The 15,756-nt window shown below is 74.5% G+C and carries 13 protein-coding genes and 1 tRNA gene; 10 read left to right on the forward strand and 4 right to left on the reverse strand.

Translation table 11 applies throughout. From position 1 onward, the window contains the following. Positions 1-73: 73 nt before the first annotated feature. Positions 74-1,987 carry a Na+/H+ antiporter NhaA gene (nhaA, locus tag AAHH18_RS03925; RefSeq protein WP_343300653.1) on the forward strand — a complete coding sequence of 638 codons (1,914 nt, stop codon included), beginning with the start codon at positions 74-76 and terminating at the stop codon, positions 1,985-1,987. Positions 1,988-2,074: 87 nt separating this feature from the next. Here the strand turns inward: nhaA and AAHH18_RS03930 are convergent, their stop codons facing one another. Then, positions 2,075-2,689: a TetR/AcrR family transcriptional regulator gene (locus tag AAHH18_RS03930; protein ID WP_343300654.1), complete on the reverse strand. Its 615-nt coding sequence runs from the start codon at positions 2,687-2,689 to the stop codon at positions 2,075-2,077. A 137-nt stretch (positions 2,690-2,826) separates the two neighbouring features. On the opposite strand from AAHH18_RS03930, the gene AAHH18_RS03935 reads away from it, so the two are divergent. Next, entirely contained in the window at positions 2,827-4,332 is a 1,506-nt protein-coding gene (locus AAHH18_RS03935; protein WP_343300655.1) for an MFS transporter, read from the forward strand. 244 nt (positions 4,333-4,576) lie between these two features. Here AAHH18_RS03935 and AAHH18_RS03940 read toward each other — a convergent pair whose 3' ends face one another. Next, complete coding sequence (locus AAHH18_RS03940; RefSeq protein ID WP_343300656.1) at positions 4,577-5,185, reverse strand: dihydrofolate reductase family protein; 609 nt, start codon at positions 5,183-5,185, stop codon at positions 4,577-4,579. 276 nt (positions 5,186-5,461) lie between these two features. Here AAHH18_RS03940 and AAHH18_RS03945 point away from each other — a divergent pair, with 276 nt between their 5' ends. Continuing rightward, positions 5,462-6,037, forward strand: a complete 576-nt coding sequence (locus tag AAHH18_RS03945) for a hypothetical protein (protein WP_343300657.1) — start codon at positions 5,462-5,464, stop codon at positions 6,035-6,037. 40 nt (positions 6,038-6,077) lie between these two features. Here AAHH18_RS03945 and AAHH18_RS03950 read toward each other — a convergent pair whose 3' ends face one another. Together AAHH18_RS03950 and AAHH18_RS03955 are read right to left on the reverse strand one after the other, a co-directional pair. Beyond that, positions 6,078-6,266: a hypothetical protein gene (locus AAHH18_RS03950; RefSeq protein ID WP_343300658.1), complete on the reverse strand. Its 189-nt coding sequence runs from the start codon at positions 6,264-6,266 to the stop codon at positions 6,078-6,080. Between the two features lie 251 nt (positions 6,267-6,517). Then, positions 6,518-6,600: transfer RNA gene (locus tag AAHH18_RS03955), tRNA-Leu, on the reverse strand. 266 nt (positions 6,601-6,866) lie between these two features. Between AAHH18_RS03955 and AAHH18_RS03960 the strand changes: the two genes are divergently transcribed. The 7 genes from AAHH18_RS03960 to pknB are packed head-to-tail and all read left to right on the forward strand — an operon-like array spanning position 6,867 to position 15,751. Then, a complete protein-coding gene (locus AAHH18_RS03960; RefSeq protein WP_222170905.1) occupies positions 6,867-7,580 on the forward strand; it encodes an FhaA domain-containing protein in 714 nt (237 codons plus the stop codon). A 21-nt stretch (positions 7,581-7,601) separates the two neighbouring features. Then, positions 7,602-8,114: an FHA domain-containing protein FhaB/FipA gene (locus tag AAHH18_RS03965; RefSeq protein ID WP_283318716.1), complete on the forward strand. Its 513-nt coding sequence runs from the start codon at positions 7,602-7,604 to the stop codon at positions 8,112-8,114. Positions 8,115-8,120: 6 nt separating this feature from the next. Then, a complete protein-coding gene (locus AAHH18_RS03970; protein WP_283318717.1) occupies positions 8,121-9,443 on the forward strand; it encodes a Stp1/IreP family PP2C-type Ser/Thr phosphatase in 1,323 nt (440 codons plus the stop codon). Next, complete coding sequence (locus AAHH18_RS03975; protein WP_343300659.1) at positions 9,443-10,930, forward strand: FtsW/RodA/SpoVE family cell cycle protein; 1,488 nt, start codon at positions 9,443-9,445, stop codon at positions 10,928-10,930. Before AAHH18_RS03970 ends, AAHH18_RS03975 begins: the two co-directional genes overlap by 1 nt. Then, positions 10,927-12,384 carry a peptidoglycan D,D-transpeptidase FtsI family protein gene (locus tag AAHH18_RS03980; protein WP_343300660.1) on the forward strand — a complete coding sequence of 486 codons (1,458 nt, stop codon included), beginning with the start codon at positions 10,927-10,929 and terminating at the stop codon, positions 12,382-12,384. Before AAHH18_RS03975 ends, AAHH18_RS03980 begins: the two co-directional genes overlap by 4 nt. Next, on the forward strand, positions 12,381-13,781 hold the full coding sequence (locus AAHH18_RS03985; RefSeq protein ID WP_343300661.1) for a serine/threonine-protein kinase: 1,401 nt from the start codon (positions 12,381-12,383) through the stop codon (positions 13,779-13,781). The genes AAHH18_RS03980 and AAHH18_RS03985 overlap by 4 nt, the downstream gene beginning before the upstream one ends. Continuing rightward, entirely contained in the window at positions 13,781-15,751 is a 1,971-nt protein-coding gene (gene pknB / locus AAHH18_RS03990) for a Stk1 family PASTA domain-containing Ser/Thr kinase (RefSeq protein WP_283318721.1), read from the forward strand. The genes AAHH18_RS03985 and pknB overlap by 1 nt, the downstream gene beginning before the upstream one ends. Positions 15,752-15,756 lie beyond the last annotated feature (5 nt).

A 15,756-nucleotide genomic window follows, 5' to 3' on the forward strand; every position in this document is an offset into this window, starting at 1 on the left:
TCCGAGGCACATGTCCAGCGCCCCGCCCGGTCCGCCGCAGGACCCCGCGGGCGCACGGGAGACGGGGGTCCCCATGTCGCTGCCGCTCGTGATCGACCGCTCGCCGGACCCGGAGGCGCCGCCGAGCACGCCGGCCCCGCCGTCGATCGCCGCGTGGGTGCGGTCCGTGGGGTCCGGCCGGCTCGGAGCGGTGGTGCTGCTGCTCGGCACGGCGCTGGCGATCGTCTGGGCGAACGCGTCGCACGCGACGTACGAGGCGTTCTGGGACACCCACCTCACCGTGGGGGTCGCGGACCTCAACCTGGACTTCACGCTGCACGCGCTGGTGAACGACGCGCTGATGGCGCTGTTCTTCTTCACCGTCGGGCTGGAGGTGCGGCGGGAGTTCGCGATCGGGGAGCTGACGAGCTGGTCGCGGGCCGTCGTGCCGGTGGTCGCGGCGCTGTGCGGGCTGGCCCTGCCGGCTCTGCTCTTCGTCCTGGTCACCCGCGGCACGGGCTTCGAGCACGCGTGGGGGGTCGTGATCTCCACGGACACGGCGTTCCTGGTCGGCGGGCTCGCGCTGCTGGGGCCGCGGTCGGCCGCCCGGCTGCGGGTGTTCCTGCTGGCCCTCGCCGTGGTGGACGACATCGCGGCGCTGACGATCATCGCGCTCGTCTACACGGAGGACTTCCGCCCGATGCCGCTGCTGGTCGCGGCGGTGGGGCTGGTGGGCATCTGGTTCACGCGGTACGTGCCGAGCGGGCGGGGGCCGATCTACGCCACGCTCGCGATCGTCGTCTGGTTCGCGTTCCTCGCCTCCGGCGTGCACCCGACGCTCGCGGGCGTCGCCGTCGCGCTGCTCGTGCCGGTGTACCGCCCGAGCCGCCGGGACGTCGACCACGCGCTCGAGCTCGCCCGCACGTTCCGCCAGTCCCCCAGCACGCAGTACGCGCGCGCCGCCGCGAACAGCCTCCGCGAGTCGATCTCCGTCAACGAGCGGCTGCAGTCGGCGTACACGCCGTACGTCTCGTTCGTGATCCTGCCGCTGTTCGCGCTGGCGAACGCGGGCGTCGTCGTGAACGGGGACGTCCTGGCCGGCGCGGTCCGCTCGCCCGTGACCTGGGGCGTGGTGATCGCGCTCGTGCTGGGCAAGCCGCTGGGCGTCTGGGGCTCGACCGCCGCGATGCGTCGCCTGCACCTGGGCGAGCTGGGCCCGGGGCTGACCTCGGGGCGGCTCGCCGGCGGGGCGGCGCTCTGCGGCATCGGGTTCACGCTCTCGCTGTTCATCGTCGACCTCGCCATCGACGACCCCGCCGTCGCCAACGAGGCTCGCGTCGGCGTCCTGCTCGCGTCGGCCCTGGCCGCGGGCCTGGCCGCCGTGATCTTCCGGGCCGCGGAGCGCGGCGGGACGGGCGAGGACACCCGCAACGTCCTGCAGCGTCCGGTCGACCCGGAGCGCGACCACATCTACGGGCCCGTCGACGCGCCGATGACCCTGGTCGAGTACGGCGACTTCCAGTGCGGGTTCTGCCTCAAGACGGCGGGCACCATCCAGGAGGTCGTCGCCGAGCTCGGCGGACGGCTGCGGTACGTCTGGCGCCACGCCCCGCTGCTCAGCTACCACCCCAACGCCGTCGCGGCGGCCGAGGCCTCGGAGGCGGCCGCGCTGCAGGGCAAGTTCTTCGAGTTCGAGCGGGCGCTGTTCACCGACCAGGAGCACCAGCGCCCGGCGGACATCCTGCGCCGCGCCGCCGACCTGGGGCTGGACGTCCAGCGGTTCGAGCGCGACCTCACCTCCCCGGAGGTCGCCGCGCGCGTGCGCGACGACATGCTCGACGCGGAGGCGATGGACATCACGGCCGTGCCGACGCTGTTCGTCAACGGTCGCCGGCACACCGCGCCGCACGACGCCCGCTCGCTCATCGCGGCGCTGACCGCGGCGGAGGCCGACGCGGCGGCGACCCGGGCGCCGGCCGACGCCGGAGGGGCGCCGGAGCGCGCCTGACACCCGCGGCCCGGCGGTGCGCGCCACCGGCGCACCGGACCGTCGCGCGGCCCTCCCCCGCCACGGCGGGCCGCGCGGGCCGTCACCTCACGCCGGGTCGGCGCCCCACCCCGACACGAGGCGCGCGATGATCGCGTCGAGGGCCGCGCGCGGCTCGGTCGCGTCGGTGGCCAGGTCAGGGATCTGCAGGACGTAGCGGGCCAGCGCCCGCAGGGCCGGGTCGTCGGGGGCGGCACCGGCCTCGGCCGCGAGCGCCGCGGTCAGGGCCTCCTCGCACGCCTCCCACTGCCGGCGCGCGTAGGTGCGCAGCTGCGGGGTGCGGAGGATCAGCCCGAGGACCTGCTGCTCCTCGGGCGAGGGGTCGGGCTCGAACACCCCGCGGCCGCGGAAGAACCGCCCGAGCGCCTCGAGTGCCGCGCGGACGCTGCCGGTGCCCCGTACCGCGGCCGCGAGCGACGACGTGCGCTCGTCCTCGCCGGCGGTGTCGTCGAAGACGAGCGCCTCCTTGCCGTCCGGGAAGTGGTTGAACAGCGTCGTGACGGCGGTGTCGGCCTCCTCGGCGATCTGCGCGACCGTCACGTCGTCGTAGCCCCGCTCGACGAACAGGCGCCGGGCGGCGGCCACGAGCGCCTGCCGCGTCTCCGCCTTCTTGCGCTCGCGGCGTCCGGCGGCGGCGGGCAGGCCGGTGCGGGGGTCCGTCATGGCCCCATCGTACACGTGATGCTAGTCACTAGTTGTTGGTAGTGACTCCAAACGTGTAGTGACTACACTCAACCTCGGCCGCACGACGCGCCGACGCACTCCGCGCCGCGGTGCCGGCCCCGGGACAGGAGAACGTCATGGCGGAGAGCACACCGGCCACCCAGGTGGCCACCACCGAGGGCGGGAGCCCTGCCGGTGCCGACGGAACGGCGACGCCCCTGTCGCGCCCGCGGCTGTGGGCCGTCCTCGGGCTGGTCCTGCTGGCCGACGCGCTGGACATGATCGACTCGACGGTGACGAACATCGCCGCCCCGTCGATCGTGGCCGACATCGGCGGCGGCGACGGCCTCATCAAGTGGCTCGGCGCGTCCTACGCGCTGGCCCTCGGCGTGCTGCTGGTGATCGGCGGGCGCCTCGGGGACAAGTACGGCCAGCGCCGGCTGTTCCTCCTCGGCATGACGGGCTTCGTGCTCGCCTCCGGCGCCGCCGGCCTCGCCACCGGCCCCGGCGTCATGGTCGCGGCCCGCCTCCTGCAGGGGGCGTTCGGCGCGCTGCTCATCCCGCAGGGCATGGCGATCATGACGCGCGCCTTCCCGCGCGACATGATGCGCACCGCGTTCGGCCTGTTCGGCCCGCTGCTCGGCATCGCCGCGATCGGCGGCCCCGTCCTCGCCGGGTTCCTCATCGACGCCGACGTCGCCGGCACCGGGTGGCGCGCGGTCTTCCTCATCAACATCGTGCTCGGCGTGGTCGGGGTCCCGCTCGCGGTGCGGCTGCTGCCCCGCGACGGCGACACCTCCGCGGAGCGCGCGGCGGTCAGCATCGACGGCCAGGGCTCGGCGTACCTCGCGCTGTCGATGTTCGGCCTGCTCTACGGGCTGATCGAGGGCTCCCAGACCGACTGGGCGCCGGTGTCGCTGGTCGCCCTGGCGGTCGGCGTGATCGCGTTCGTGCTGTTCGTGCGGCGCCAGCGCACGGCCGCCGACCCGCTGCTGCGCCCCTCGCTGTTCGCCAACCGGGGCTTCACCACCGGCCTGATCATGGGCCTGGCGTTCTTCGCGGCGACCAGCGGCCTGATGTACGTGCTGTCGCTGTTCCTCCAGGGCGGGCTGCACCAGAGCCCGGGCCGGGCGGCGCTGTCCCTCATGCCGCTGACCGTCGGCATCATGGTCGCCGCCTTCGCGTGCATGGGCCTCATGGCGCGGCTCGGGCGCACGCTCGTGTTCGCCGGGCTGACCATCACGCTGGTCGGTCTCGGCTGGTTCCTGCTGCTCGTGCTGGCGCAGGGGCTGTCGATCGGCACCTGGGCCATGGTCGCGCCGGTGTTCGTCATGGGCGTCGGGCTGGGCACCTGCTTCGGCACCATCTACGACATCGCGCTCGGCGACGTCTCCGCCGAGGAGGCCGGCAGCGCCAGCGGGTCCCTGACCGCCGTGCAACAGCTCGCGAACGGCATCGGGTCCGCGCTCATCACCACCGTGTACCTGCACGCGCTCGGGGGCGGGTCCGGCGGGGACGCGTCCGGCGGCACCGTGCACGCCGTGACCGTCGCGCTGCTCATCGCGCTGGTGATCACCGCGGTCTGCCTGCCCGTCGCCCGGCTGCTGCCCCGGCGCGCGCAGGCGGAGCCCGACCACGGCTGACCGGCACCACCCCCGGAGGAGTCCGCGTGTCCACACGTCGCGCGACCGTCGGCCCGATCGCACGGCGGCGAGCACCCGGCGCGCGATCAGCACGCCCACACCGAACCACGCCGACGACACGACGAGCTCCCGGACCACGAGCAGCGGGACGCCGCTCGCGGCGCGGATCGCCTCGACGGCCGCGGTGAACGGCAGGAGTCCCCCGCACCATCCCCGCGGCCGGGGCACGACCGCGACGGCCGCGTCAGCGGGCGGCGCGCCGGTAGCGGATGTGCGTCGCGAGCGGCGAGGGCAGTACCTCGACGGGCTCGAACCCGAAGGACCCCACCCCGTCGAACAGCCGCTCGCCGTCCCCGAGCAGGACGGGGACCACGTCGAGGACCAGCTCGTCGACCACGTCCGCCGCGAGCGCCTGGCGGACCGTCGACGCCCCTCCGGCGATGTCGACACCGCGGCCGTCGGCGGCGGCCAGCGCCTGGGCGTACGCGGCGTCGAACCCCTCGGTCACGAAGTGGAACGTCGTGCCGCCCGCCATCGCGATCGACTCGCGAGGATGGTGCGTGAGGACGAAGACCGGCGCGTGGTACGGCGGCTCCTCGCCCCACCACCCGTCCCAGGGCTCGTCCCACTCCCCCCGGACCGGCCCGAACATGTTCCGACCCATCACGTAGGCGCCGCGGGGACGCATCAGCCACGCCTCGGCGGCACGGTCGGCGTCGGTCGCCCGCGGGTCCCCCAGGTGCCAGGTGTGCAGCTCCTGCCCACGCACGCCGAGCCCGTCGGTGAGGCTCTGGTGGGGGCCCGCGACGTAGCCGTCGAGCGAGATGGACAAGTGGCACGTGGTGTCGGTCATGGTCGTCTCCTCCGTCCGCTCTCCCCCGCTCACGATGGCACAGCGCCGCACCCCGCGGCGGGCGGCCGGCCCGTCGGACGCTCCCACGGCTCACCCGGCCCCATGGAGCTGCCACGGGGCGTGTCACCTGCCCGCGCGGCGAGCGGGGCGCCGTTGCTAGCGTCCGACGGACGGCGACATCGGCGCGACTCCGTCGGTCCTCGACGAATGCAGGCCGTGCGCAGGATCTGCCACATCCGTGGGCGACGTGGCCCTCGGAGGGACCAGGGGTGAGTGATGACGCACGGACTCGCAGCCGCAGCCGCCGAGCCGAGCACCCACGACACCTCGCGGACCTCCGCGGAGAGCCGGGTCCGGCGCAGTGTCGCCGCCGTCGCCGTGCTGGCGTGGGCCGTCGGTGGGTGTACGCCGGCCGCGCAGGAGCCTCGACTCGACGGCGGATCGGCCTCTCCCTCTCCGAGCGGGTCGCCGGTCGAGAGTCCGGAGCTCCTCGCGGCGCTCGGGTCGGGCGAGGTCGGGCACGACGCCTACCTGGCGGGCTTCCAGCGGTTCGCCGCGTGCCTCAGCGGGGAGGGCTACGAGGTCGTCGTGCACGACGACAGCGGGCCGGTCGTCGACTACTCCATCCCGGAGGCCGCCGTCGTCTCGGGTGTCGACGAGGAGTGCTACGCCCGGGAGTTCGGCCCTCTGGATGTGGCGTGGCAGATCGCGCAGAGCGACACGTCCGAGTGGGCACGCGTGGCGCGCGGATGCCTGGAGGACCGGGGCATCGAGGCGGCCGGCACGGTGTCCGAGATGGAGCAGCAGCTGACGGACGCCGGCGTCAGCGTCGACGAGTGCGTCGTCGGCTGACCGCGGTCGGACGTCCTCGACGTGTCGACGGTGCCGTCAGTCAGGCCGATGTCACGAGGAGCGCGAGGCCGCCGAGAAGCGCGATCACGAAGTAGCCGAGAGCGAAGAACCCCGCCCTGCGGGAGATCGACTTCCCGTCGCGCATCAGCGGCGGGAAGAATCGGGCGCCGAGCATCGCGAACAGCACAACGAATGCGCTGACGCAGAGGACGAGCGCAAGAGCACGCACGGATCCCCCTCCTGTCCACCGACGGCGCACGTGACGGCGGCCGACGCAGCGGCACCCGCACCGACAGAGACTGCGGCAGCTCCCAGCACGGCGCCAGCGGAGAGCCCGACCGCACGACGCACGCGTGCCCCGAGCACCCGGACTCGCGACTCCAGCACACCAGCGTGCTCACGAAACCGCAGGTCAGAAACCAGAAGCAGAGAACCCCCGGCCGGATCACTCCGACCAGGGGTCACCAGAACAGCTCTGCGTGCGCGAGGGGGGATTTGAACCCCCACGCCCTTTCGGACACTGGCACCTGAAGCCAGCGCGTCTGCCGTTCCGCCACTCGCGCGCCGCAGAAGATTAGCACGACTCGCGGGCCGCCCGGACAACCCCGAGGGCGCCCCGGGGTGCGCCCGACACCGCCCGCCCCGCGCCCCCGCCCGAGCCCCGCACACGGCACCCGCCGGCGCCCACCACGACCCTTTCACCAGGTCCGCGCCGCCCCGCCGTCCCCAGGCAGGGTCCGGGGATCGGTCCCACGGCTACCATTCAGGCAGAATGTCGGGCGCCGTCCGGTGACCGGCGGCACACGCGTGCGGTGAGGAGGTGGTGGGCGTGGGCATCCTCGACCGTTTCGAGCACGGGGTGGAGCGCGTCGTGAACACCGCGTTCGCCAAGGCCTTCCGCAGCGAGGTGAAGCCCGTCGAGCTGGCGAGCGCGCTGCGCCGCGAGGTCGACGACCGGGCCGCCGTGGTGGGCCGCGACCGGACGGTGGTGCCGAACGAGTTCACCATCGAGCTGTCGCCGGGCGACTACGACCAGGTCGAGGCGTGGGGCGCGGAGGCCCTGGCGGACGAGCTGGCGGCGAACGTCACGGAGCACGCGACGGGTCAGCGGTACGCGTTCGTCGGGCCGGTGACGGTGGCGTTCCACGAGTACGAGGACCTGGAGACGGGCCGGTTCCGCGTGAAGTCGGCGACGGTGCGCGGTGCGGCCGCCCCGGCGACGACCGCCGCGCCGAGCCCCCGGCACCCGCTCATCGACATCGACGGCCAGCGGTACCTGCTGACGGGGCCGGTGACGGTGATCGGCCGCGGCTCCGAGGCGGACATCGTGGTGGACGACCCGGGGGTCTCCCGCCGGCACCTCGAGATCCGGGTGTCGCCGCAGGGCGTCGTCGCCTCGGACCTCGGGTCGACCAACGGGCTGTTCGTCGAGGGCCACCAGGTCCCGGCCGCGACACTCCTGGACGGGAACACGCTGACGATCGGCCGGACCCGCATCATGTTCTGGACGGGCGACGGCGACGGACAGGACCTGGACGAGTGAGCGGCTCCACGATCGGCACGCATGAGTGAGCTGACGGTCACCCTGCTGCGGCTGGGCTACCTCGTCCTCCTGTGGGCGTTCGTGCTGTCCGCCATCGGGGTGCTGCGCCGCGACCTGTACGGCACGCGGATCGTCAACCGCCGACGCCCGGGCCGCCCGGCCGCCGCCACGCCGGGCGCCACCCCCGCGGCCCCGGCCCCCGCGGCGCCGCCCGCCCCGGACCGCGGCCGCGGTCGGCGTGCCGGTCCGACGCGGCTCGTCGTGACCGAGGGTCCGCTGCGCGGGACGACGCTGCCGCTCGGTGCGTCCGCGGTGCTGATCGGCCGCGCCCCGTCCTGCACGCTCGTGCTCGACGACGACTACTCCTCCTCCCGGCACGCCCGCGTCTTCCCCGAGGGCGACCAGTGGCTCGTGGAGGACATGGGGTCCACCAACGGCACGTTCCTCGACGACCAGCGGGTCTCGGGAGCCGTGCCGTTCCGCCCCGGCGCGCAGCTGCGCATCGGCCAGAGCGTCCTCGAGCTGCAGGGGTAGCGGGTCGTGACCATCGCGCTGCGCTACGCCGCCCGGTCCGACGTGGGGCTGGTCCGGTCGAACAACCAGGACTCCGCCTACGCGGGGCCGCACCTGCTGGTCGTCGCGGACGGCATGGGCGGGCACGCGGGCGGCGACGTGGCCTCGTCGGTGGCGATCGCGGCGCTGGCGCCCCTGGACGGGGAGTCCCACGGCCCCGACGACGCGCTGGACGAGCTGGAGCGCGCGCTGGAGGAGGCCCGCGAGGAGATCATCAGCCGCTCGGAGGCCAACCCGGAGCTCGCGGGGATGGGTACGACGGTCACGGCCATCCTGCGGGCCGGCAACAAGCTCGCGATGGTGCACCTCGGCGACTCGCGCGGCTACCTGCTGCGCGACGGGGTGCTGACGCAGGTCACGACCGACCACACGTTCGTCCAGCACCTGGTCAACACCGGCAAGATCACGCCGGAGGAGGCCGAGCACCACCCGCAGCGGTCGGTCGTCATGCGGGTGCTCGGGGACTTCGACGTCGACATCGCGCCGGACCTGTCCGTGCGGGAGGCGCGGGCGGGCGACCGCTGGCTGCTGTGCTCCGACGGGCTGTCGGGCTTCGTCAGCGGGGACACGATCGCCCAGACGCTGCACGACATCGCGGACGTCGACACCTGCGCCGAGCGGCTCGTGCAGCTCGCGCTGCGGGCCGGCGGCGGCGACAACGTCACCGTGGTGGTCGCGGACGTGCTGGAGCTCGACCAGGTCCGCGACGGCGCGGGCCCCCGGACGAACGCCGTGGTGGTCGGCTCGGCCGCGGTGACCCGCAACCGCCCGACGTCCGCGCAGGACGGGCCGGCCGCCCGCGCCGCGGAGCTGTCCCGGCAGGCGGCGGCGAGCACCCCCGGCGGCGGCGTCCCGGCGGTCGAGGACGACGAGGACGACCAGGACGAGCGCCGCGCCCGCCGCCGGCGCCGCATCCGCGGGACCGTCGTGACCCTGCTCGCGGTGCTGCTGCTCGCCGCCGGCGCCACCGGGTTCTACCGCTGGACGCAGACGCAGTACTACGTCGGCGTCGACGGCGAGGTCGTGGCGATCTACCGCGGCATCCCGCAGTCCATCGGGCCGCTGACGCTGTCCGACGTGGTGGAGCGGACCGAGCTGGCGGTCGACGACCTGCCCGGCTTCGTGCGCGACCGCGTGGAGCAGACCATCCACACCGCCTCGCTCGCGGACGCCCGCACCCGCGTGGACGCCCTCGCGGAGGACGCTGCCGCCGAGCAGCCGGACCCGGAGCCGACGCGCACCCCGCGCCCGACGTCGTCCGCCCGCCCGACCGGCACGGCGGCCCCCTGATGGCGACCGTGGAGGCGCACCGCGTGCGCGCCGGTCGCGGGACGGAGCTCGGGCTGATCGCGGTGGCCCTGGTCATCGCGGTCTCCGCGTACGCCCTGGTCGGCCTGGGCGCGACGGACGAGCTGCCCGCCGACGTGCTCGGGTACGGGGCGGGCATGGCCGGACTGGCGCTGCTCGTGCACGTGGTGCTGCGCTGGCGCGCCCCCTACGCGGACCCCGTGATCCTGCCGGTCGTCATCGCGCTGAACGGCATCGGCCTGGCGATGATCTACCGGATCGACCTCGCGCGGGAGGCGCGCGGCGGCACGGAGATGTTCGCCGGCAAGCAGCTCGCGTGGTCGGCGATCTCCGTGGTGCTGGCGTGCGCGCTGCTCGTCGTGCTGCGCGACCACCGGACGCTGCGCCGGTACACGTACACGGCGATGGTGGCGGCGCTCGTGCTGCTGGTGCTGCCGCTGGTCCCCGGGCTCGGGGTCGAGATCAACGGCGCGCGCATCTGGATCCGGGCGCTCGGGTTCTCGCTGCAGCCCGCCGAGCTCGCGAAGATCGCCCTGGCCGTGTTCTTCGCCGGCTACCTCGTCACCCACCGCGACACCCTGGCGCTCGCCGGGCCGAGGGTGCTCGGCCTGCAGCTGCCCCGGCTGCGGGACCTGGGCCCGATCGCCGTGGTGTGGGCCGCGTCGATCGCCCTGCTGGTGTTCCAGCGGGACCTCGGGACGTCGCTGCTGCTGTTCGGCCTGTTCGTGGCGATGCTCTACGTCGCCACCGAGCGGCTGTCCTGGATCATCATCGGCCTGCTCATGTTCGGCGGCGGTGTGGCGCTGGCCGCGTCGTCGTTCGGGCACGTGGCGGCGCGCTTCCACATCTGGCTGCACGCGCTCGACCAGGACGTCTTCGACCGCGCCCCCGGCGGCTCCGGGCAGCTCGTGCGCGGGCTGTTCGGCCTGGCCAGCGGCGGGCTGTTCGGCACCGGCTGGGGGCAGGGCCGCCCGGACCTCGTGCCGTTCGCCGAGTCGGACTTCATCGTCGCGTCGCTCGGCGAGGAGCTGGGCCTCACCGGGCTCATGGCGATCCTCGTGATGTACCTGGTGCTGAGCCAGCGCGGCCTGCGCACGGCCATCGGGGTCCGCGACGGGTTCGGCAAGCTGCTCGCCGCCGGCCTCGCGTTCGTCATCGCGTTCCAGTGCTTCGTGGTGGTCGGCGGCATCACGCGGATCATCCCGCTGACCGGCCTGACCACGCCGTTCCTCGCGTACGGAGGGTCGTCGCTGCTCGCGAACTGGCTGATCGCCGCGCTGCTGCTGCGCATCTCCGACGACGCGCGACGCCCCGCGCCCGAGGTGTCCGGCCCGCTGCTGTCGACCCCCGCCGGCGGCATCCCGCTGGACGACGAGGCCGTGGCCCCCGTGCGGGTGGCGGGCGCGAGCCCCACCGACGACCAGCCGACCGAGCGGCTGCGCCGCACGAGCGGGGGTGGTGACGCGTGAACGCCCCGCTGCGCCGCCTCGCCACGGTGGTCCTCGTGATGTTCCTCGCGCTGCTCGCCGGCACGTCCTGGGTGCAGTTCGGCCAGGCGTCGGCGCTGAACAACGACCCCCGCAACGTCCGCACGCTGTACCGGGAGTACGGCCGGCCCCGCGGGCCGATCATCGTGGCCGGGCAGACCATCGCGGAGTCGAAGCCCGTCGACGACCCGTTCGGCTACCAGCGCTCGTACCTGCAGCCCGAGCTGTACTCGACGGTGACCGGCTTCTACTCGGTGGTCAACGGCGGCACGCAGCTCGAGCGCGCCATGAACGACGTGCTGACCGGGCAGGCCGACTCCCTGTTCTGGACCCGCGTGCAGGACCTCGTGACCGGCCGCCAGCCGCAGGGCTCGTCCATCGAGCTGACGCTGGACCCCGCCGCGCAGCAGGCCGCGTTCGACGCGCTCGGCGGCCAGCAGGGCGCGGTCGTCGCGGTCGAGCCGTCGACCGGCCGGATCCTCGCGATGGTCTCGACCCCCGGGTTCGACCCGAACGCCCTGGCCACGCACGACACGACGGCCGCGAACGCCGCGTACCAGCAGCTCGCGGCCGCCGAGGGCGACCCGCTGCTCAACACGACGATCCGCGAGAACTACCCGCCCGGGTCGACGTTCAAGCTCATCACCGCCGCCGCCGCGCTGGAGTCGGGCGACTACTCCCCCGAGTCGGTGCTCGCCGCACCCGACGAGCTGACGCTGCCCGGGACGCGGACCCAGCTCCCGAACTTCGGCGGGTCGTCCTGCGGCGCGAACGAGCAGACGACGCTCGCGAACGCCCTGCGGATCTCGTGCAACACCGCGTTCGCGCAGCTCGGGGCCGACCTCGGCGACGACGCGCTGCGCGAGCAGGCGGACCGCTTCGGGTTCGACTCGGACGACCTCACGGTGCCGATGCCGGTGTCGGCGTCGACGTTCCCGGCGGACCCGGACGCGGCGCAGACCGCGCTGTCGGCGATCGGCCAGGAGTCGGTGCGCTCGACGCCGCTGCAGATGGCGATGGTCTCCGCGGCCATCGCGAACGGCGGCACCCTCATGACGCCGTACCTGGTGCAGACCGTCCGCACGGCCGACCTCGACGTCGTCAGCGAGACCGAGCCGTCCGAGCTGTCCGACGCCGTCTCCGGCGCCACCGCGAGCGCGCTCACCGACATGATGGTCGGCGTCGTGGACTCCGGCTCCGGCACCGCCGCGCAGATCCCCGGCGTGCGGGTGGCCGGCAAGACCGGCACGGCGCAGACCGGCCGCGAGGGCGAGGCGCCGCACGCCTGGTTCACCGGCTTCGCGCCCGCGGACGACCCGCAGGTCGCGGTCGCCGTCATCGTCGAGCACGGCGGCGACGCCGGCTCCGAGGCGACCGGCGGCCGCGTGGCCGCGCCGATCGCGCGCGCCGTCATGCAGGCGGTGATCGGGCAGTGAGGCCCGCACCCGGCGTCGTCCTGGGCGGCCGCTACCGGCTGACCCGGCAGATCGCCGTCGGCGGCATGGGCGAGGTGTGGGCCGCGCACGACGAGTCCCTGCAGCGCGACGTCGCCATCAAGGTGCTGCGCGAGGAGTTCGCGGGCGACACCGGGTTCCTCGAGCGGTTCCGCACCGAGGCGCGCAACGCCGGGAGCCTGTCGCACGAGGGCATCGCCGCGCTGTTCGACTACGGGGAGCAGGACGGCTCCGCGTTCCTCGCGATGGAGCTCATCATCGGCGAGCCGATGAGCGACCTGCTGGAGCGCGAGCCGGTGCTGCCGCCGCGCCGGCTGCTGCCGATCCTGGCGCAGACCGCCCGCGCCCTGCACGCCGCCCACGAGGCCGGGGTCGTGCACCGCGACGTCAAGCCCGGCAACATCCTGCTGACGCCCACCGGCAAGGTGAAGATCACCGACTTCGGCGTCTCGCTGTCGCACAACCAGGTGCCGATGACGGCGACCGGCATGGTCATGGGCACGGCGCAGTACCTGTCCCCCGAGCAGGCCGTCGGCGGCCCCGCGACCGCGGCCTCGGACATGTACGCGCTCGGCATCGTGGCCTACGAGGCGCTCGTCGGGCACCGGCCGTTCACCGGCCCGACCGCCGTCGACATCGCGGTCGCCCACGTCAACACGCCCGTCCCGCCGCTGCCCGCGACGGTGGACCGGCAGATCGCGGCGCTCGTCATGCGTCTGCTCTCGAAGGACCCGTCGCAGCGTCCCGCGAGCGCCGAGGAGCTCGCGCGGATGTTCGACGCGCTCGTCCCGCACACGCCGGCCGGCGGCAGCCCGCCCGTGTCGATCGTGCCCGGCCGGTCGCGGTCGACCGCGGCCGCGACGTCCGGCGGCTCCGGTCCGGCCCGCGACGCGGCCGCGCGACCCGCTGCCGCCGACACCCGGCGCGGGCGGGCCACCGGCTCCCGGCCGACCGCCGAGGGCGCGACCCGGGTCCGGGGCTCCGTGAACCCGACGGCCGCCGCGACCCCCGCGCCGCCGCCGGCGTTCGACCCCCGCACCGGTCGGCCGGTCGACCGCCCCACCTACCAGGTGGGCGGCGCGGCCCGGCCCGGCGGCGCGCACGCCCAGCCCACCACCCGCGCGCACGTGCGCGTCACCGAGCGGCCCGCGTGGCGGCGGCTGCAGGTGCGGTGGCCCCTGCTCGTGCTGGCCGTGCTGGTCGTGGCGCTGCTCGGCGCCGCGCTGGCCGACAGCCTGACGGGCGGAGACACCGGGTCGACCGGCCGCCAGGACGCCCCCGGGTACGCCCGGGCGGCAGCCGAGGGTGGGATGATCTCCGAGCACGTGCCCGGCGCAACCGCACCGGACGCGCGAACGACGACAGCGAAGGACGCCTAGTGGTGGACGACGGATCCCGGATCCTCGCCGGACGGTACGAGGTCGGCGAGCTCATCGGCCGCGGCGGCATGGCCGAGGTGCACATCGGGCACGACGCGCGGCTCGGCCGCACCGTCGCGATCAAGATCCTGCGCTCCGACCTCGCGCGCGACCCGTCCTTCCAGGCACGGTTCCGCCGGGAGGCGCAGGCCGCGGCCGGGCTCAACCACCCGTCCATCGTCGCGGTGTACGACACCGGCGAGGACGTCTACACCGAGCCCACCGGCGCCGTCGCGCACGTGCCGTTCATCGTCATGGAGTACGTCGAGGGCCACACCGTCCGCGACATCCTCCGCGACGGCCAGGCCGTGCCGATCGAGGAGGCCATCGAGATCACCGCCGGCGTGCTGTCGGCGCTCGAGTACTCCCACCACGCCGGCATCGTGCACCGGGACATCAAGCCCGCGAACGTCATGCTGACGCCCACGGGTGCGGTCAAGGTGATGGACTTCGGCATCGCCCGGGCCGTCGCCGACTCCGCGGCCACCATGACCCAGACGCAGGCCGTCATCGGCACGGCGCAGTACCTGTCCCCCGAGCAGGCCCGCGGCGAGACCGTCGACGCCCGCTCCGACCTGTACTCCGCCGGCTGCCTGCTGTTCGAGCTGCTGACCGGCCGCCCGCCGTTCGTCGGCGACTCCCCCGTCGCGGTCGCGTACCAGCACGTGCGGGAGATCGCCCCGGCGCCGTCGTCCGTCGCGTCCGACGTGCCCGAGGTGCTGGACCGGATCTGCGCGAAGGCCCTCGCCAAGGAGCGGGACGCCCGCTACTCCTCCGCGGCCGAGTTCCGCGCCGACCTCGAGGCCGCCGCCCGCGGGGGCGTCGTGACCGCTCCCCCGGTCGTCCCGGCCGCCCTCGGCGCCGGCGCCGCGACCCAGGTGCTCGGCGCCGACGCCGCCACGACCCAGCTCATGCCCGGCGACGCACCCGCGTGGGCGCCGACGAGCCCGGGGACGGCCGTGCTGCCGCCCGCGGACCCGGAGGACGAGGAGCCGGAGAAGAAGTCGAAGCGCTGGCTGTGGATCACGCTCAGCGTGATCGCCGCGCTCGCCGTCGCCGGCCTGGTGTACCTGCTCATGCAGGACCGCACGCCGCCGGTCGAGCCGGTCACGGTCCCGACCGTCGCCGGCATGTCCGAGGACGACGCGGTCGCTGCGATCCAGGACGCCGGGCTCAACCCGGTGCGGACCGCCGAGGCGAGCACCGAGGTCGAGGCGGGCACCGTCATCAGCAGCGACCCCGCGGGCGGCGAGGAGGTCGAGGAGGGCTCCGACGTCACGTACGTCGTCTCCACCGGCCCGAGCTCCGTCGAGGTCCCGGACGTCGCCGGCCTCACCCAGGAGCAGGCGCGGCAGCAGATCGAGGAGCGTGGCCTCGTCGTCGGCAGCGTGGAGGAGGAGAACAGCCCCGACCAGGCCGGCGACCGCGCCCTGCGCACCGACCCCGCCAAGGGCCAGTCGGTCGCGGAGGGCTCCACCGTCGCGCTGTTCATCGCCTCCGGAAACGTCGAGCTGCCCGACCTGCGCGGCCAGAAGCAGGAGGACGCCGTCGCGGCGCTGAACGGCCTGAAGCTCGGGTCGAACATCCAGCAGCAGGAGACGGCCGACGCCGAGCCGGGCACCGTCATCGCGCAGGACCGGTCCGGCATCATCCCGCAGCAGACCGTCATCACGCTGACCGTGGCGGCGGCGCCCACCACGGTCCAGATCCCGTCCGACGTCGTCGGCAAGTCCGAGGAGGACGCCACCGCGCAGCTCCGCGGGCTCGGGCTCGAGGTGCAGTCGCAGGAGGCCAGCGGGCAGTTCCAGAACGCGGAGCCCGGCGAGGTCGTCTCGACGTCCCCGTCGCCCGGGAGCACCGTGCAGATCGGGTCGACGGTGACGCTGAACGTCTACGCGGGGCCGTCCGGCGACAGCACCGACGCACCCTGAGACGC

Origin of the sequence: Cellulomonas olei (assembly GCF_039548315.1) — a bacterium.
In the GTDB taxonomy this organism is placed as follows: Bacteria; Actinomycetota; Actinomycetes; order Actinomycetales; family Cellulomonadaceae; genus Cellulomonas.

Coding starts and splice junctions, on each gene's coding strand:
- nhaA (WP_343300653.1), top strand. CDS start 74: ATGTCGCTGCCGCTCGTGATCGACCGCTCGCCGGACCCGGAGGCGCCG.
- AAHH18_RS03930 (WP_343300654.1), bottom strand. CDS start 2,689: ATGACGGACCCCCGCACCGGCCTGCCCGCCGCCGCCGGACGCCGCGAG.
- AAHH18_RS03935 (WP_343300655.1), top strand. CDS start 2,827: ATGGCGGAGAGCACACCGGCCACCCAGGTGGCCACCACCGAGGGCGGG.
- AAHH18_RS03940 (WP_343300656.1), bottom strand. CDS start 5,185: ATGACCGACACCACGTGCCACTTGTCCATCTCGCTCGACGGCTACGTC.
- AAHH18_RS03945 (WP_343300657.1), top strand. CDS start 5,462: ATGACGCACGGACTCGCAGCCGCAGCCGCCGAGCCGAGCACCCACGAC.
- AAHH18_RS03965 (WP_283318716.1), top strand. CDS start 7,602: ATGAGTGAGCTGACGGTCACCCTGCTGCGGCTGGGCTACCTCGTCCTC.
- AAHH18_RS03975 (WP_343300659.1), top strand. CDS start 9,443: ATGGCGACCGTGGAGGCGCACCGCGTGCGCGCCGGTCGCGGGACGGAG.